This is a genomic window from Saccharibacillus endophyticus (assembly GCF_013185185.1).
GTDB lineage: Bacteria > Bacillota > Bacilli > Paenibacillales > Paenibacillaceae > Saccharibacillus > Saccharibacillus endophyticus.
Map to the genome: position 1 here is coordinate 216,526 of NZ_JAAZWE010000007.1, position 14,562 is coordinate 231,087.

The following is a 14,562-nucleotide window of genomic DNA, read 5'->3' on the forward strand; positions in this document are numbered from 1 at the left end:
ATGGCAATCATCATTAATATCGACGTGATGCTGGCGAAGCGGAAAATGAGCGTGACCGAACTGTCCGAACGGATCGGCATCACGATGGCGAACCTGTCGATTCTCAAAAACGGCAAAGCCAAAGCGGTCCGGCTGTCCACGCTTGAAGCGATCTGCAAAGCGCTGGATTGTCAGCCGGGCGATTTGTTGGAATATCGACCGGATATCGAAAACGCGGAGGAATAAGCCGGGATTTCGAAAACGGGAAAATACGCGATTATAAATAACCTGCCTGAATAAGGTAGGTTATTTGTTTTATAATAGAGAGGACTTTTCACCAAAAAGCCTTTTTTCTCTACGCAACATCCGATTTTTATCCGATAAAGTGATGTGGAAGCAAGCAGAAGAGACGGGGGAATCGGCAATGAATATTCATGAGGAATTGACGAAAGTAACGGGAAGAGACGAATTTATCGCGTTTGTCCATCGACTGACGGAGGATTTGGAGACCAATCGGGAAGAATGGGAAAACGTTACCTTAAAAGATTATTTGCTCAGCATCGCCGCCTGGGTCGAGGACGGCGCGCACGAGCAGGACGAGAAAGAAGGCCGTTTGCCGGGAGCCGCGGTTTCGCGCCGGGCCGACGTGGAGTGGGAACGGCTGGCGTTTTTGCTGTTCGCGGCCGGACGGTACGAGTAAGAAATCAGGCTTCACGCTCATCCGAGGGAACTTTTTCGTTCGGGCGTATGCGCGCGGGAATCGACCAGCCTGAAAAGGGCGAAGAGACTCCGCGGCTGCGCGCAGCTCGTAACGAAGAGGTTCTTTTTTCGCGGTAAAATGGTATAGTGAACACGGAAACAATGCGGACGGACGTTGGATGGACGAGTGCGAGCAGTATCCAATTTTAATATAGATGGAGAGTTAACGAACATGAGCGAGCAAAAAGGCAAGTCAGAAGGAATCAGCCGCAAGGAGCGCAAGCTTCAGACGGCCAAAGAAGAGAAAAAGAAAAACAGGCCTTCAGGTAAAAAGAAGCCGGGCGTGAAACGCAGCGCGATGCCGGGCAAAGAAGTCGGCGGCGAACAGGCGGCGTCTGCTCTGCCTGCCGCGCAGAGCGAGCGAAAACCCGCTCCGCGCAAAGAACGGAGCGAACGCGGAGCTTCGGCAGGACGAGGCCGTGCTTCGGCATCGGCGCGCCCGGCCGAATCGAACGATCAAGCGGAACGCCTGAGCCCGAGCGAGCGTTACGAGAAGCGTCAAAGCGAACGGGCGAGCGCCGAGGCGGCCAAGCAAGCATCCGGACAAAAGAAAACAAAGGCCAAGCGCGAGACTTCGGCTTCGCGCCAGCCTTACGCGGGCAGCAAAGCGCCGGTATCGGGCACCGATATGGGCAAAACGCAAAGCGGCCGCGTGCAGCGCGATCCTGCGGCAGCGGGCAAAAATCCGTACCCGAACGGCAATGCGGCAGCAGGCAAACTGACGGCTGCTCCGGCGGACGCCGAGCAGGTCAAAGTCGGCGACCGCATCGTCGTGACGATCAAGCGGATCGGCATCAACGGCGAAGGCGTCGGTTATTTCCGCCGCAAAGCGGTGTTTGTCGACGGCGCGATCACCAACGAAGTCGTCAAAGCCGAAGTTTTGGAAACCCAAGCGAAGTTTATCAAAGCCAAGCTGATCGAGATCGAAAAGAAATCGAAACACCGGGTCGAGCCTCCTTGCCCGGTATACGGAATCTGCGGCGGCTGCCAACTTCAGCATATTTCGTACGAAGGCCAACTGATCGCGAAGCTGGAGATCGTGCGCGAAGCGTTCAGCCGTTATGCGAACCTCAGCGATCTGAAGATCAAGCCGACGCTCGGCATGGATCGCCCGTGGGATTACCGCAACAAGGCGCAGCTTCAAGTGGAGCGCCGCGACGTTAAGGGCGCGAAAAGCGAAGTCATCGCCGGCCTGTACGAGATCGGCAGCCATGAGATCGTCGATATCAGCGGCTGCCCGATCCAGCATCCGCAGGTCAACCGCGCGATCGACCGCGTCAAGGCCGTGCTCGGCGACCTGAACATTCCGCTGTCCAAAGGCGACAGCCGCGGCGGACGCGGCGATATCAAAGATAGCGGGACGCGCAAAGGCGTGCGTACCATCGTCGTGCGCAACGGCTTCCAGTCCGGCGAGATCCAAGTGACGCTCGTTACCGAGACGGCGGACCTGCCGCGTCAGGAAGATCTGATCGAACGCCTGCGTCTGGAACTCCCGGAAATGAGCGGCTTGTCGGTCAACGTGAATCCGTTCAAAACGCCGCTGGTCTTCGGCGAGCGCACGATCGGCCTGTGGGGCAACGAAGCGATGAACGAGTCGCTCGGCGATCTGAACTTCACGTTGTCGCCGCGCGCCTTCTTCCAGTTGAACCCGGAGCAGACGATCAAGCTGTACGAGACGGTCAAAGCCGGGGCTGCGCTGACGGGCAAAGAAACGGTCGTCGACGCTTACTGCGGCACGGGCACGATCGGTCTGTGGTTGGCTCCTTACGCGGCCGAAGTCCGCGGCATCGAAGTGATCCCGGAAGCGGTCGAAGACGCGCGTCGCAACGCCGAGCGCAATGGCCGCGACAATGCGGACTTCTTCGAAGGCGAAGCGGAAGACCTGCTGCCGCGCTGGGCGAAGGAAGGCTACAGCCCTGACGTGATCGTCGCCGACCCGCCGCGCGTGGGACTGGATCGCAAGTTCCTGGAGACGGTGCTGCGCACGAAGCCTCAGAAATTCGTGTACGTGTCGTGCAATCCGTCGACGCTGGCGAAAGACTGCAAAGTGCTGCTGGACGGCGGGTACGAGATCCAATCGGTACAGCCGCTGGATATGTTCCCGCAGACGAGTCAGGTGGAGTGCGTGACGGTGTTGGTGAAGAAATAAAATACAGCCGTGCAGTTATCAGCCCGAACTTAAACGTTCGGGCTTTGTTTATAGGTTCCCGCTATTAAAAACTTGGCATTTGATGCCGAATCAACTTACGATAGAAGTATTCGAATTAAGCTAAGTGCATAAGCAAACGATCACAAGATAGAGAGGTTTTGAACATGACACCAAACTTTTGGCAGGAACTGCCGAAACCCTTTTTCATACTGGCGCCGATGGAGGACGTTACTGACGTCGTGTTCCGCCATGTCGTAAGCGCGGCGGCGAAGCCGGACGTCTTTTTCACCGAGTTCGCGAACAGCGAGAGCTACTGCCATCCGGAAGGGCATCACAGCGTGCGCAGACGCTTGATGTTTACCGAAGACGAGCAGCCGATCGTGGCGCATATTTGGGGCGATAAGCCGGAATTCTTCCGCCGGATGAGCATCGGCATGGCGGAAGCAGGCTTCAAAGGCATCGATATCAACATGGGCTGTCCTGTACCGAACGTGGCGGATAACGGCAAAGGCAGCGGACTGATCTGCCGTCCGGAGCTTGCGGCAGAGATCGTGCAGGCGGCTAAAGCCGGCGGGCTTCCGGTCAGCGTCAAAACGCGTCTCGGCTTCACCGAGATCGACGAATGGCGCGATTGGCTGACGCATATCCTGAAGCAGGATATCGCAAACCTGTCGATCCATCTGCGGACGCGGGAAGAAATGAGCAAAGTCGATGCGCACTGGGAGTTGATTCCGGCGATCAAACAGCTGCGGGACGAGATCGCGCCGCAGACGCTGCTGACGATCAACGGCGATATTCCCGACCGGGAAAAAGGGCTGGAGCTTGCGGAAAAATACGGCGTCGACGGAATCATGATCGGTCGCGGCATCTTCCACAATCCGTTCGCGTTCGAGCTGGAGAAAAAGGACCACGGCAGCGAAGAGCTGCTGAACCTGCTCAAGCTGCACTTGGATCTGCACGAGCAGCATTCGTCCGATGCGGACCCGCGCCCGTTCAAAGCGCTGCCGCGCTTTTTCAAAATCTACGTCCGCGGCTTCCGGGGAGCGAACGAGCTGAGAACGAAACTGATGGAAGCCCGATCGCTGGAGGAAGTCAGAGCGGGATTGGCGGAGTTCGAAAGCCGGCTTCGCGCCGAAGAGACGGTCAAGCCTTCCGTGAATTAAAAAACGAATGATGCCATGAAAAGACCTTCGAATCGAAGGTCTTTTTTTTGTTGCGATTTATCGAAAATCGATTTATGATAGCCTTATAATATATCCGAAAGATATATAGAATGAAGGAGGAAGCCATGAAGCGAATCAATACCACCCACTTCGCCATTCTCGGCCTTCTGCGGATCAAGCCGATGAGCGCCTACGAACTCGTGAAGTTTTCCAAAGAAAGCATCGGCTTGTTCTGGAACGAATCTTACGGGCATATCCACAAAAGCATCAAGAACCTGGAAACGGACGGCGATGTGGAAGTGGTGGAAGAATCGGCGACGGGACGCAAAAAAATCGTGTACGGCGTGACGGATCAAGGGCGGGAGCGTCTGGATTCCTGGTTGACGCTTCCTCCCGAAGAATCCGTGATGCGCAACGAGCTGCTGATGAAGATTTTCGTATCCGAAGAGCATCAAATTCCGCAGCTGATCGACTTTCTCCAAGCGGAGTTGGCGTCTGCCGAAGAGATTACGGCGATGCTCGCGGGCATCAAATCAAGCATTCCGGCGGGAGCCGACCGGCAGTCGCGTCTTTGGCTGCTGACGCTGGATTACGGCGAGCGTTATTTGCAGATGACGATCGACTGGTGCCGGCATGCGCTAGATACGTTAAACCAACCGAACGAAGAGGGGCGGGAATAACGAGATGATGATGAGCGAAAAAAGGGTCGGCGGCGCGTTTCCCATCGTATGGATCACGATCGCGGCGGCTGCCTGCGCGCCTCTTCTGCTCTGGTTACGAAGCCGCCCGCTGCTGTCGCCGGATGTATTCGATCATGCAAGGTACAATGCCGAATTGGGATATCAGCTTACGACGCTGGCTCTGGCCGCCGTCATGATCGCCCTTGTTTATGCCATGACCGGCAGGGAAGGGCTGTCCTACTTGAGCTTGAAAAAGCGTGACGGCTCGATCCGGCCCGAACCGTGGATCGGGATCAAACCGAAAGCGGGCGAGACGTGGAGACACCTCGGGTTGAATTTCGCGGTCGTGATCACGTTGGTGACGGCGATCGTGATCTACTTCCAGATCGTGCACGGGAAAAGCGTCAGCTTCGATCTGTTCCCCGGCATCCCGCTCATTCTCGCCTTCGCGCTCGTCAACGCGTTTTGCGAAGAGATCCTGTTCCGTTTTTCGTTCGTCGCGGTCGTAAGCCGCAGCGGATACTCTCCGTACCTCGCGCAAGGATTGGGAGCCGCCGTGTTCGGCATCGTGCATTACTTCGGCAATCCCGGCGGCATAGTAGGCGTATTGATGGCGGCATTCATTGGATGGTTTTTGGCCAAGTCGATGTTGGAAACGAAAGGGTTCTTCTGGGCGCTGACTATTCACTTTTTGCAGGATGTGGTAATTTTTAGCGCTTTGTTCATGGAGTGAAAAATCAAGGCAAATCGTTGAGCGGACAACGATTTGAATTGAATTTGCTCCTGGTCACTGCTATAATCGAAGAACAAAGAACGCAACGCAAAAGGAGCCGTGCGCTAACACGACTCCCGATGCAATAGCCGCTTTTAAGGGCGGTTGGCTTTTGGAATAGGGCCACATGAATAGACCGCTACCTTTGCACAGGGCGGTCTATTTCTTTTTGTGGAAAGAAAGAATCAGAATCACCAACGTTGCGAACGAGATCATCAACATCAGAGTTTGATAGATTTCCACTTGGCATCACCTCCTTTGCAGGAGATTAGCCGACCGCCCATATTAGCCTTTCTATTGCTTGATCAGTATATCACGTATGCATAAAAAAGGGATACGTATATTACTGATTTGCGCTATTTTGAAATAACCTTTCATAAAAACGCCAGTCCTCTTTTCCTCCGATTTATGTTACGCTTATCCGATATCCGCACAGCACCAGGCGAGACCGAAGGAGTTAACTCATATCATGAACGAGAACCAACCGATTCAAGAAAATATGAACGACAACGATACAGCAAATACGAATAAACAAGCCGCATTTGCGGAATCCTCGTCAACCTCTTTTTCCGACTATAATCTCAGCCCCGAAATCACCCGCGCCCTCGACACGTTAGGCTACAAATCACCGACCCCCGTCCAACAGCAGGTCATCCCGCAAGCCCTTGCAGGCCGCGACGTTACCGTCAAATCCCGTACCGGCAGCGGCAAAACGGCGGCTTACGGCATTCCGCTCTGCCAACTGCTCGACTGGGAAGAAAGCCGTCCGCAGGCGCTGATCTTGACGCCGACGCGGGAACTGGCCGATCAGGTCAAGGAAGACATCATGAACGTCGGCCGTTTCAAACGGATCAAAGCGGCGGCGATCTACGGCAAGCAGCCGTTCGACCGGCAAAAACGCGAGCTGATGCAGCGCAACCACGTAATCGTCGGCACGCCGGGCCGCGTCATGGATCATATCGAAAAAGACACGATCGACCTCGAACGCATCCAATACCTCGTGATCGACGAAGCCGACGAGATGCTGAGCATGGGCTTTATCGAGCAGTTGGAGAAGATCATCCGCGAGCTGCCGACGGAGCGCGTCACGATGCTGTTCTCCGCCACGCTGCCGCAGGACGTCGAACGCCTGTGCCACCGGTACATGAACGACCCCGTCGATATCGAGATCGGTTCGCCCGGCGACAAGCGTCAGACGCAGATTCAGCACAGATTGTACCGGGTCGGCGAAAAATCCAAACCGGCGTTGCTGCAAAAAGTGACGGTGGTCGAGAATCCGGACAGCTGCATTATTTTCTGCCGGACCAAAGACAACGTGGACGCCGTGGCGAACCAGCTTGAGCGTCTCGGCTATCCGGCGAACAAAATTCACGGCGGCATGGAGCAGGACGACCGCAACCGCGTGATGAACGAATTCCGCGCCGGGAAGTTCCGTTATCTGGTCGCGACCGACGTCGCCGCGCGCGGCATCGACATCGATCGCATCACGCACGTGATCAACTACGATCTGCCGATGGAAAAAGAAAGCTACGTGCACCGTACGGGACGTACCGGACGCGCGGGTCAAAGCGGCATCGCGATCACGTTCGCCACGCCGTTCGAAGACAAATTCCTCGGTCATATCGAAAGCTATATCGGGTTCGAACTGCCGATCGCCGAAGAGCCGTCCGCTTACGCGGTATCCGAAGCGCAGGCCGACTTCGACCGCAAGCTGCGCGACCGTCCGGCTGCGAAAAAGACCAAAGGCGAAGAACTGAACGCGGATATCATGAAGCTGTATTTCAACGGCGGGAAAAAGAAAAAGCTGCGTCCTGTCGACTTCGTCGGCACGATCGCCCGGATCGAAGGCATCACGGCCGAAGATATCGGAATCATCAGCGTGCAGGAGACGGTCACCTACGTGGATATCCTGAACGGCAAAGGCGCGAAGGTGCTGAACGCGATGCAGGAAACGACGGTCAAAGGCAAGCTGCTGAAAGTGCAAAAAGCTCGGATCTAAAGGTCTGATCCAAAATGCTCGGGAGGATCCGGTAACGGAGAACCCCGGGCATTTTTTTGTTTTCCAAGCTGACGACCAAGCAGAAAATTTCCAGAAAACTACTTAATTCTAGTTGTGGAAAAGTTTGATATCGGATAAGATGCCTGTGAGGGATGTGGTTTTCAAAGAATTAAAAGTCTGTTTTTGATTAAATCATGAGGAGGTTTGATCGATTTGGGACGTTTTAAAAGAAAATTGAGAAAAAGCGCGATGGTATTCGGAGCGGCAGTGCTGGGGGTAGCGCTTGTCGGCCCGGCACAATCGCCGATTGCTGCTGCCGAAGCACAAGAGAGCGGGCTGCGGCAGATGGAGTATCTGGAGCGCGGCGTGGTCGCCGTCAACACCGATGAAGGCGTGTTCGTCAGCTGGCGGCTGCTAGGCACGGACCCGGAAGGAACGACGTTCAACCTTTACCGCAACGGGCGCAAAGTCAACGCGGAGCCGATCTCGTCGAGCACCAATTATCTGGACGCTGCGGGAAAAGCAAGTTCGAACTATTCTGTAAGCGCTATCTTGAATGGGAAAGAAGTAGATCGTTCGGTTAAAGCGGAGACTTGGAAAAACGAATACAAATCGATCCCGCTGCAAAAGCCGGCCGACGCCGTGCTGCCCAGCGGAGACACGATCGAGTACGTCGCGAACGACGCGAGCGTCGGCGATCTGGACGGAGACGGCGAGTACGAGCTGATCTTGAAATGGAGCGCGGGCGAGCAGGACAACTCCCGTTCCGGCTACACCGGGGAAGTGCTGATCGATGCTTACAAACTCGACGGCACGAGACTGTGGCGGATCGGCTTGGGGCCGAATATTCGCGCGGGCGCGCATTACACCCAAATCATGGTGTACGATCTGGACGGCGACGGCAAAGCGGAAGTGGCGATGCGAACGGCAGACGGAGCCAAAGACGCGGCGGGGACTGTGATCGGAGATCCCGATGCCGATTACCGCAACGGTAACGGATACATTTTGCAAGGGCCCGAATACTTAACGATTTTCGAAGGGGAAACAGGCCGGGAGTTGGTCAGCACCGACTTTTCCCCGCCGCGCGGCAATATGGGCGATTGGGGCGATACGTACGGCAACCGCGGCGACCGTTTCCTGGCGGGCATCGCGTACCTGGACGGGCAGCGGCCGAGCCTGGTCATGACGCGCGGCTACTATGAAAAAACGATGCTGACCGCTTATGATTTCCGGAACGGAGAGTTGACGGAGCGTTGGACGTTCGATACCGACGACAGCAACCCGCAGTACGAAGGGCAAGGCAACCACAGCTTGAGCATCGCGGACGTGGACGGCGACGGCCTGGACGAGATCGTGTTCGGCGCCTCGGTCATCGACCACGACGGCACCGGCTTGTATTCCACGGGCTGGAATCACGGCGATGCGATGCACGTCGGCAATCTGGACCCGAACCGGCCGGGACTCGAAGTGTTCCAGGTGCACGAGTGGGGCGAGTACGGATTCACCATGCGCGACGCCGCGACGGGCGAACTGCTGTGGGGGCACCCTACGGGCGAAGACACCGGACGCGGACTGGCGGCGGACGTCGATCCGAGATATCCGGGCGCGGAAGCGTGGGCGATCTCCGGGGAATGGAACAGCAGGGTCGGCGGCATGTATACGGCGGACGGCCAAAAGATCGGCGAAAACATTCCGAGTTCCAACTTCGCGATCTGGTGGGACGGCGACCTGTCGCGCGAGCTGCTGGACCATGACTGGACCGACTACGAGATCGGCATCGGAACGCCGCGCATCGACAAATGGGATTACGAGAACGGCGAACTGGTCAATCTGTTGAAGATGGAAGGCACGACGTCGAACAACGGTACCAAAGGCACCCCGGCGCTGCAGGCCGATCTGCTCGGCGACTGGCGAGAGGAAGTGATCGTGCGCAGCCTGGACAGCACCGAGCTGCGATTGTACACCACGACCGACCCGACCGAGCACCGCATTCCGACGCTGATGCACGATCCCGTTTACCGATTGGGCATCGCTTGGCAAAACGTGGCGTACAACCAACCTCCGCATACGAGTTACTTCTTGGGGAACGGCATGGACGCGCCTCCTCCGTCGAACGCCGATTATATCGTGCCTTCGTCGGTGGATATCGACCCGCACGTATTGGCCGGCAAGTTGAGCGGCAGCGTGAAGATCGGCGTTCGTATCCCGGATCAAGCAGCCGGATTGGCAGGGAATGCGACCGCGCTTACGATCAACGGACGGACCGTGGCGGCGGAGATCAAATCCGTGAGCAAAGGCTATGACGTCAAAGCGGATCGCAGAGCGTTCGTCGAGGCGCTCGGCGGACAGACCGGAGACGTGAACGTCAAAGTAGGCATCGTCTCCGACACGGGCAACCGATTCGTCGGCACGGATGCGGTCATTCTCAAAACGGAAGCGTTAAGTTTGTCCGTCCAAGGCGAGGACCGCGTCAAAGCGGGCGACGAATTCGAGCTGACTTACGCGCTCGGCGGCGCCGGGGACGGCGTGCGCCAGTTGAGCTTGAACCTGGCTTACGATCCGGAGGTGTTGGAGTTCGTATCAGCGAAGTCGCCGGTGAAGGCGCTGAATTTCTCCGCCGAAGCGCAGCAGCCGGGAACCGTCGCCGTGACGGCGAGCGGAACGTCCAATCGTTTGTTTAACGGATCGGAACTGTTCACGGTACGCATGAAGGCCAAAGAAACGGAAGCGGCGGCAAGCGAGGTCGCGGCCCGAGACATCCTCTACTTCAATACGCAAAAAGAAAGCTTCGCGATCGCGGACGCGGTGCATCGGATCGCTTTGTTCGGGGAAGTGGGCGAAATCGCGGTGAGCGGCGAAGGAGGCGTGTCCGCGATCGACTACAACCGCGGCACGCTTCAGCTTCTTGCGCAGATCAAGCCGGCCAACTCGAACGTTTCGGTCTCCTGGTCGGTGACGGACCTGGACGGAGCGGCGACGGAATTGGCTTCGATCACGCCGGACGGACTGCTGTCCGGCAATTCGAAAGGACTTAACGGCCAGGTCAAAGTCATTGCCGAAGCATCGGACGGAAGCGGCAAAACGGGCGAACGGATCGTGGACATCTCCAACCAGCTTCAAGCCGTCACGGGCACGGCGTTCGGAGCCGAACCGTCATGGTCGGCCGGCAGCGAGTACGGCAAAGCTTTCGACGGAGACGTCAACACCTTCTTCGATTACAAAGAAGCCGAAGGCGGCTACGTCGGAATCGACGTCGGCGAAGGGCAGGCGGCCGTTCTAGGCCAAGTCAGGTTCCATCCGCGAAAAGGCATGGAATCCCGCATGACCGGAGGCAAAATCCAGGGGTCCAACGTATCGCCGACGGAAGGCTTCGTCGATCTGCATACGATCGGCGAACAACCTGCGGCGGGCTGGAATTCGGTCGACGTCGCGGCCGGCGAATCTTACCGTTACCTGCGTTATTACGGCCCTGCGGGAGGCAACGGGAACATCGCCGAGCTGGAGTTTTACGCGGCGAATTCATCTCAGGACCTGAACGAAGCACCCGCAGCCGAATAAGCAAGGCAGGAGAAACGGACCGCTTCCGCAATCGGAGCGGCCTGTTTCTTTTTCGCGCGAATCCGAGTATGCTCTTCGTAAACGCAGACAAAGCGGATATCGCGATGCTTGCAAAAAGGAAAGCGAGGGAAGTCCATGAATCGGGAAGACGTCATGAACGAACTGCAATCGCTCGGTACGGAACGCACGAAAAAACGGTATGCGTCGAGCGGCGCGCGCGAGCCGGTATTCGGCGTGGCGACCGGAGCCATGAAGCCCATGTCGAAAGCGATCAAGAAAGATCAGGCGCTTGCCGAGGAGCTGTACGCGACCGGCAATTACGACGCCATGTATTTCGCCGGCGTGATCGCCGATCCGGAGAAGATGACGGAACAAGACTTCGACCGCTGGATCGACGAGGCTTATTTTTACATGATCTCCGATTACGTCGTGGCCGTGACGCTGTCGGAAACGGATATCGCGCAGAGCGTGGCGGACAAATGGATCGACAGCGAAGAAGAACTTCGGATGTCGGCAGGCTGGAGCTGTTATTGTTGGCTGCTCTGGAGCCGGAAAGACGACGAATTCGAGACGGAGAAGCTGGATCGGATGTTGAAGGGAGTCGAGCGTACCATTCACGAAGCGCCGGAACGCGCCAAATACGCGATGGCCAACTTCGTGTACACGGTCGCCGTCTCCTATGCGCCGCTGCATGAACGGGCCGTCGAAACGGCACAGGCAATGGAACCGCTGCAAGTCGGACAGGCAGCGGGCAAAACCAAAGAGCTGCATACTTCGGAAAACATCCGTAAATTCGTCGAGAAAAATCGGATAGGCTTTAAGAGAAGGCATGTGCGGTGTTAGCGTTTCAAGCCGGATAAGGCGAAGCAAAAAGACCGCCTCTATGGAGCGCGGTCTTTAATGTGTCGAGAAACCTCAACATAGCTGGAATAAAGAAGGCGGAGAAAGAAATTCAGTGAAAGACGCCTTTGAACTCGGAAAACTCCTTATTTAAGTTCAATCCATTTTCCGAGTGAGACAGCGTCTTGAACGAATTTCTTTCGCAGCTTTCTTTATTCACTCGCAGCCGTAACTTTCCCGACAGCCTGAAGACCGCTTCTACAAAGAGCGGTCTTTTTGCTTCGCGACGTGCTACCTGTTCACCGAGGCTTTCAGCTCCCGACTTAATTGTTCCGACGTTTCCCCGATTCTCGGCAGGGCTTCCAGCAGCCCGAACGTCTCGCCGCCCCATTCGCCTTCCGGGTCCCAGACCTGACGTCCGATCCGTATGTTTTCCCCGTCCGAATAATCGGCGACACGCGCCAGCGCTTGTTCGACGAATCCGTCCGGCAGCGGCTTCCCTCGTTTTTGCGACCATTCCGTCACAAAAGATAACCCCCGCAGCAGGTCATATTCGAAAAATCTCGGGAAACACGGCTTCAGCCATGCTCCGTTAATCACTTCGCCGCTCCTTTTCGAACAGACCAGCCGATGCTCGATCAAGTAGCGCGCGCCTCCGTCCAAAAATGCTTTTTCCCGCTCCGTAAACGGTCGATGCGTGTGCCGCAGTATCGCTTCGAGCGGCGGCAGAGTGGAGACGATCGAGCTTTTGCGGGAATGTAAGTAAGCGTCGGGGTCGCAGTTCAATCCGCCGTCCGGCAGTTGATTCTTCAGCAGCCATTCGCGGATCCACGGCATTTCCGTATCGACGTCGCAGCCGTAGGCGGCAAGAATCTGATAAAAAACAGCGAGTTCGCAGTGGCAGCAGTCCCAGCGGTCCAGGTCTTCTTCGCGTGCGGGCGCATCGCTGTCTCGAATGACGAACACGGGCCATACGCGCGTCCGAAGCAAATGTTTCGCCTGAACAATCGCAGACTCCGGGATGCGCCGGACCTCGCCTATTTCATATAAAGCGGCCATATGCCGCCAGGCTCCGTCCCATTTGTTGCGGCTGTTTTCGTCATGCCCGCGTTCGAAATGGGAGGTGTTTTCAAGGAATGCGATCGAAGCTTCGATCTCGGCCGTAACGGCGCGTCGGGTAGGCATAACCATTCTCCTTTGCAAAAATCCATTACTTGCAGTATAGCTGACGCGCGACTTTTGCCCAAGACGAAACGTCCGTTATATGATGGTTGTATCCCGATTTTTCGCGGAAACGGAGTGAATATAATCATGAGCCAGGACGTCAGAATCGGCGCTTTGCCGGATTATGCCGATACGAAAACGTTAGAGGAGTGCCGGCTGCTGCTTGAAGGCTTTCCGGTTTTGAAAAAAGTCTCGGAGCGCCAGTGGCTCTACGAGTCGGACGGCCGCTGGATGAGTATCGACCTGTCGCATATCGATGCGGAAGGAGACGCGGACGGAGAAGCGGGCTGCAACGTGCTGGAGACGCATGTGCCGTGGAACGATCTGCGAGGACGCGGGGCGATGTGGGCGTATACGCAGCTTCGGCTTCGTCTTGCGGCCGTGTTCGGATGGAGGGCAATGGATCTGCAAAGCGGCGATATCTACAGCCCGCTGCCTCCCGAGAATGCTGCGCCGCTTTATAAGCTATCCGATACGGCGGCCAAAGGGACGGTGCCGGTTCATCTGATTGCTTGGAACGAGGGAATTTCGGCGGTGCGTTACCGGAAAAAAGAACGGCTGGTCGCCAAGTCCGAACCTCGGGCTTCTTACTCGGCGCTGATTGCGTTGGACGATGATCGGCTGCTGCACGGTTACAAAGGAGGTTCCTGTATCTCCAGCGTTCCCGGCATCCAGCTTCGCAGCGGCGATGCGCTGGACTGTACGGGCGAACAAACCGGCGGCGCACCACCTGATCGAAGTCGACTATCGGGCGCGAAGCTGGCGCCCAGTCATCTCGCAGGAGGAATTCGCGGACGCGTTCGGATCGTACGAAGGCTCGGCGATCGACGAATTGGAAGTTTCGCCCGACGGACGAAAGCTGTACGGATCGGACGGTTATTTCACGGCGGCCTGCTTCGATCGCGCGGAAGAAAAGTTCGTTTGGAAAAGAAACCTGCACGACAGCATGCGCGTCTACGCGCTCGCGCTCAGTCCGTGCGGCCGTTACCTGGCCGTCGGGGGACTGGCCGACGACCTGCACGACCCGGAATCGTTCGCGCTGCTGCATGCGCATACCGGCGAGTTCGTGTACCGCCTGCCCGTCTGCGGGACGTTTCGCAGCGCCGTCTACACCGCTGCTTGGCACCCGGAAGGCAATTATCTGCTTTTGGGCCTGGCCAACGGCACGATCGTCGAACTGTCTTTGGACGGCGAAGCCCGTTATTTCCAAGGACTCAAAGGCGGCATCCGGGCTTTGTGTTTTCAAGGCGACCGCCTTTTTGCGACCGGTGCCGAAAAGGCCGTCCGTGCTTGGAGCAGTTTGGAATAGGGTGGACGTCATCTGGAAAATCGACAAAAAGGCGAACCGGAGGGTTCGCCTTTTTGTCGAGAAAGTGGCTTCGACGCGGGGAGCGAGAAGACTGCGAGAGAAATTCGTTTCGGTCGCGTGTTGAAATCGG

The 14,562-nt window shown here is 56.8% G+C and carries 11 protein-coding genes and 2 pseudogenes; 11 read left to right on the top strand and 2 right to left on the bottom strand.

Annotated features, from left to right (window positions below; translation table 11 throughout):
• The 6 genes from HRQ63_RS22665 to HRQ63_RS22690 all read left to right on the top strand — a co-directional run bounded on the left by HRQ63_RS22665 (nucleotide 1) and on the right by HRQ63_RS22690 (nucleotide 5,463).
• Nucleotides 1-225 carry a helix-turn-helix domain-containing protein gene (locus HRQ63_RS22665; RefSeq protein WP_172247434.1) on the top strand — a complete coding sequence of 75 codons (225 nt, stop codon included), beginning with the start codon at nucleotides 1-3 and terminating at the stop codon, nucleotides 223-225.
• 178 nt (nucleotides 226-403) lie between these two features.
• On the top strand, nucleotides 404-679 hold the full coding sequence (locus HRQ63_RS22670; protein ID WP_172247435.1) for a DUF7660 family protein: 276 nt from the start codon (nucleotides 404-406) through the stop codon (nucleotides 677-679).
• Between the two features lie 687 nt (nucleotides 680-1,366).
• Nucleotides 1,367-2,887 (top strand): 23S rRNA (uracil(1939)-C(5))-methyltransferase RlmD, encoded by a 1,521-nt coding sequence (gene rlmD, locus HRQ63_RS22675; protein WP_229714161.1) that lies wholly within the window; start codon nucleotides 1,367-1,369, stop codon nucleotides 2,885-2,887.
• A 164-nt stretch (nucleotides 2,888-3,051) separates the two neighbouring features.
• The gene (locus HRQ63_RS22680) at nucleotides 3,052-4,050 is read left to right on the top strand and encodes a tRNA dihydrouridine synthase (protein WP_172247436.1); all 999 of its coding nucleotides are present in this window, start codon (nucleotides 3,052-3,054) and stop codon (nucleotides 4,048-4,050) included.
• A 125-nt stretch (nucleotides 4,051-4,175) separates the two neighbouring features.
• On the top strand, nucleotides 4,176-4,730 hold the full coding sequence (locus tag HRQ63_RS22685) for a PadR family transcriptional regulator (protein WP_172247437.1): 555 nt from the start codon (nucleotides 4,176-4,178) through the stop codon (nucleotides 4,728-4,730).
• A gap of 4 nt (nucleotides 4,731-4,734) precedes the next feature.
• On the top strand, nucleotides 4,735-5,463 hold the full coding sequence (locus tag HRQ63_RS22690) for a CPBP family intramembrane glutamic endopeptidase (RefSeq protein WP_229714138.1): 729 nt from the start codon (nucleotides 4,735-4,737) through the stop codon (nucleotides 5,461-5,463).
• A gap of 198 nt (nucleotides 5,464-5,661) precedes the next feature.
• Here HRQ63_RS22690 and HRQ63_RS26400 read toward each other — a convergent pair whose 3' ends face one another.
• A complete protein-coding gene (locus HRQ63_RS26400) occupies nucleotides 5,662-5,745 on the bottom strand; it encodes a putative holin-like toxin (protein ID WP_371873213.1) in 84 nt (27 codons plus the stop codon).
• Between the two features lie 256 nt (nucleotides 5,746-6,001).
• On the opposite strand from HRQ63_RS26400, the gene HRQ63_RS22695 reads away from it, so the two are divergent.
• From HRQ63_RS22695 to HRQ63_RS22705, 4 genes and pseudogenes are all read left to right on the top strand, one after another.
• The gene (locus HRQ63_RS22695; RefSeq protein WP_172247525.1) at nucleotides 6,002-7,501 is read left to right on the top strand and encodes a DEAD/DEAH box helicase; all 1,500 of its coding nucleotides are present in this window, start codon (nucleotides 6,002-6,004) and stop codon (nucleotides 7,499-7,501) included.
• Between the two features lie 249 nt (nucleotides 7,502-7,750).
• Nucleotides 7,751-9,616 (top strand): annotated as a pseudogene (locus tag HRQ63_RS26070) (rhamnogalacturonan lyase); the annotation flags it as partial.
• Between the two features lie 342 nt (nucleotides 9,617-9,958).
• Nucleotides 9,959-11,059: pseudogene (locus HRQ63_RS26075) on the top strand (cohesin domain-containing protein); the annotation flags it as partial.
• A 135-nt stretch (nucleotides 11,060-11,194) separates the two neighbouring features.
• Nucleotides 11,195-11,902, top strand: coding sequence for a DNA alkylation repair protein (locus tag HRQ63_RS22705; protein WP_172247439.1), 708 nt, complete (start codon nucleotides 11,195-11,197; stop codon nucleotides 11,900-11,902).
• A 288-nt stretch (nucleotides 11,903-12,190) separates the two neighbouring features.
• On the opposite strand, the gene HRQ63_RS22710 is transcribed toward HRQ63_RS22705, so the two are convergent.
• Nucleotides 12,191-13,084: a hypothetical protein gene (locus HRQ63_RS22710; RefSeq protein WP_172247440.1), complete on the bottom strand. Its 894-nt coding sequence runs from the start codon at nucleotides 13,082-13,084 to the stop codon at nucleotides 12,191-12,193.
• A gap of 727 nt (nucleotides 13,085-13,811) precedes the next feature.
• On the opposite strand from HRQ63_RS22710, the gene HRQ63_RS22715 reads away from it, so the two are divergent.
• Complete coding sequence (locus tag HRQ63_RS22715; protein WP_172247441.1) at nucleotides 13,812-14,432, top strand: WD40 repeat domain-containing protein; 621 nt, start codon at nucleotides 13,812-13,814, stop codon at nucleotides 14,430-14,432.
• Nucleotides 14,433-14,562: the final 130 nt, after the last annotated feature.

What these genes read in the sequence shown, in the direction of transcription:
- rlmD (WP_229714161.1), top strand. Translation starts at nt 1,367, where the DNA reads ATGGGCAAAACGCAAAGCGGCCGCGTGCAGCGCGATCCTGCGGCAGCG.
- HRQ63_RS22665 (WP_172247434.1), top strand. Translation starts at nt 1, where the DNA reads ATGGCAATCATCATTAATATCGACGTGATGCTGGCGAAGCGGAAAATG.
- HRQ63_RS22690 (WP_229714138.1), top strand. Translation starts at nt 4,735, where the DNA reads ATGATGATGAGCGAAAAAAGGGTCGGCGGCGCGTTTCCCATCGTATGG.
- HRQ63_RS22715 (WP_172247441.1), top strand. Translation starts at nt 13,812, where the DNA reads ATGCGCTGGACTGTACGGGCGAACAAACCGGCGGCGCACCACCTGATC.
- HRQ63_RS22680 (WP_172247436.1), top strand. Translation starts at nt 3,052, where the DNA reads ATGACACCAAACTTTTGGCAGGAACTGCCGAAACCCTTTTTCATACTG.
- HRQ63_RS22670 (WP_172247435.1), top strand. Translation starts at nt 404, where the DNA reads ATGAATATTCATGAGGAATTGACGAAAGTAACGGGAAGAGACGAATTT.
- HRQ63_RS22685 (WP_172247437.1), top strand. Translation starts at nt 4,176, where the DNA reads ATGAAGCGAATCAATACCACCCACTTCGCCATTCTCGGCCTTCTGCGG.
- HRQ63_RS22695 (WP_172247525.1), top strand. Translation starts at nt 6,002, where the DNA reads ATGAACGACAACGATACAGCAAATACGAATAAACAAGCCGCATTTGCG.
- HRQ63_RS22710 (WP_172247440.1), bottom strand. Translation starts at nt 13,084, where the DNA reads ATGCCTACCCGACGCGCCGTTACGGCCGAGATCGAAGCTTCGATCGCA.
- HRQ63_RS22705 (WP_172247439.1), top strand. Translation starts at nt 11,195, where the DNA reads ATGAATCGGGAAGACGTCATGAACGAACTGCAATCGCTCGGTACGGAA.